Genomic DNA, 1,578 nt, shown 5'->3' with positions numbered 1-1,578 from the left:
TTCCCCGCGGTCTCCCCGGGCCCCCTCACCGCCCTTCTGGAGCGGATCTCGGAAACCCGGGGTCACCAATAGGCTTATAAGGGAGTTGGGGTTTATAAGCCTATCTGGGGAATCCCCACATGAGCTACATCACAATCGCCTTGTCCTTCAACGTCGGTGGAGAGGTCGCTGGCAGGATACTGTCCACGGCTTGGCTATTTAAAGCGGCTACTCACAGAGTGCTCCACCTTGTCAAGAGCTCGCCCGCCCTTCCGGGCACCGACATTGGGTGGAAGGCGACCTTCAGGAAGGACGCTTACGCGGTCATACCGAACCGCAGGTATGCCGATGGGGCTGTAGTACTAGTTAGGGGGATATACGAGTCCTGCAGGGAGCTCGGAGTAGACTTCAGAGGAGTCGAGCTGGGGGATTGGCTGATGTTCCAGCAAGCCGAGAAGGAGTACCCCGCGAGAAACATAACCCTGAGACCGGGGGGAGAGATCCACGTGACGACCATAAGCTACAGCGGCGCAGTCGAGAGAGTGGTACTTAAGCCCACTATCCCCAAGAACTACGCCACTCTCCTCGAGAAAATACTTGAGGAAAGGCAGGAGCACGCAGCTAGAGTTGTTATCAAAGGTTACGGCGTCAGGAAGGGAGTTGTCTGGGTCAGCGGCGAAGTGCAACTGACAATTCCATTGACCTTTTACTACAGGCACATGGCAAGGTATAGAACCAACAAGGGGAGCCTCTACGGAGGCGTTGACGTGAATGTAGATAGAATAAACTTAGCGATAATTGACAACAGCGGGGAGCTGAGAGACACGTACACGTTCTGGTTTAGAGAGGTCGTCGCCAGAGGCTATCCTATGAGGAGCGCCAGATCAGTCATTGGCATGAGAGTCCACGAAATGCTCGAGTACGCCTACCACCACGGCGTCAAGGTACTGTTCCTAGAGAACCCTGCAGTTCTCGGGCGGCTCAGGTTGCTGTGGGCTAGGAGCACGGAGAGGAGGAGCGCGAACTACAACTGGAAGGTGAGCACCTTCAGGAGCTCCATTATAGAGATGATCGCATTGAAGGCGCCGCTCTACGGCATAGAGGTCGCCTACGTAAATCCAAAGGGGACGAGCAACTCGCGAGAGCACAGCGAAGCCATGAAGAAGCTCAGGCTAGACAGGCACGCGGTCTCGGCGTACCTCATAGCGCTAAGGGGGGGTTGCGAAGCAAAGTAAACGAGCCCAATGATCATGAATTACGTTACAGCCCCATCTGCAACTCCAAGCTCGTTCCCGTGACGGGCAATGCCCAGAGGAACGGGTGGAGGCCAAGGCTGGTCAAGTGCCCAGTCTGCGGTTTCACCCACGACAGGGACGTCGTGGGGGCCGTGAACATAGCGAGGAAGTACATCCTAGATGTGGGGGGTCGTGCCGTCGGCCTCCCGAAGGGTGCCCATGACCCCCGCGTGGAGTGGCTCGTAGCCACAATGAAGCGCGGTGCAGAGGCACAACCCGTCCTAGCAGGACCTATAACAACCTAGGATGGGAAACGGAGTAGATTAGCCGGCCCCCACGACGACTAGCATTTACGAACAGCATA

Annotated in this window: 2 protein-coding genes; both read left to right on the top strand. The window is 56.5% G+C overall.

Going from position 1 to position 1,578, the window contains the following annotated elements; all coding sequences use genetic code 11:
- The first annotated feature begins 119 nt into the window (after positions 1–119).
- Positions 120–1,214, top strand: coding sequence for a hypothetical protein (locus ACP5KC_RS10595; RefSeq protein WP_428287574.1), 1,095 nt, complete (start codon positions 120–122; stop codon positions 1,212–1,214).
- The gene (locus ACP5KC_RS10590) at positions 1,199–1,519 is read left to right on the top strand and encodes a zinc ribbon domain-containing protein (RefSeq protein WP_428287573.1); all 321 of its coding nucleotides are present in this window, start codon (positions 1,199–1,201) and stop codon (positions 1,517–1,519) included. Before ACP5KC_RS10595 ends, ACP5KC_RS10590 begins: the two co-directional genes overlap by 16 nt.
- The last annotated feature ends 59 nt before the right edge of the window (positions 1,520–1,578 follow it).

The organism is Infirmifilum sp., assembly GCF_049970975.1.
Lineage (GTDB): Archaea > Thermoproteota > Thermoprotei > Thermofilales > Thermofilaceae > Thermofilum > Thermofilum uzonense.
This window is presented reverse-complemented; position numbering and strand designations above follow the sequence as displayed.

Coding starts and splice junctions, on each gene's coding strand:
- ACP5KC_RS10595 (WP_428287574.1), top strand. CDS start 120: ATGAGCTACATCACAATCGCCTTGTCCTTCAACGTCGGTGGAGAGGTC.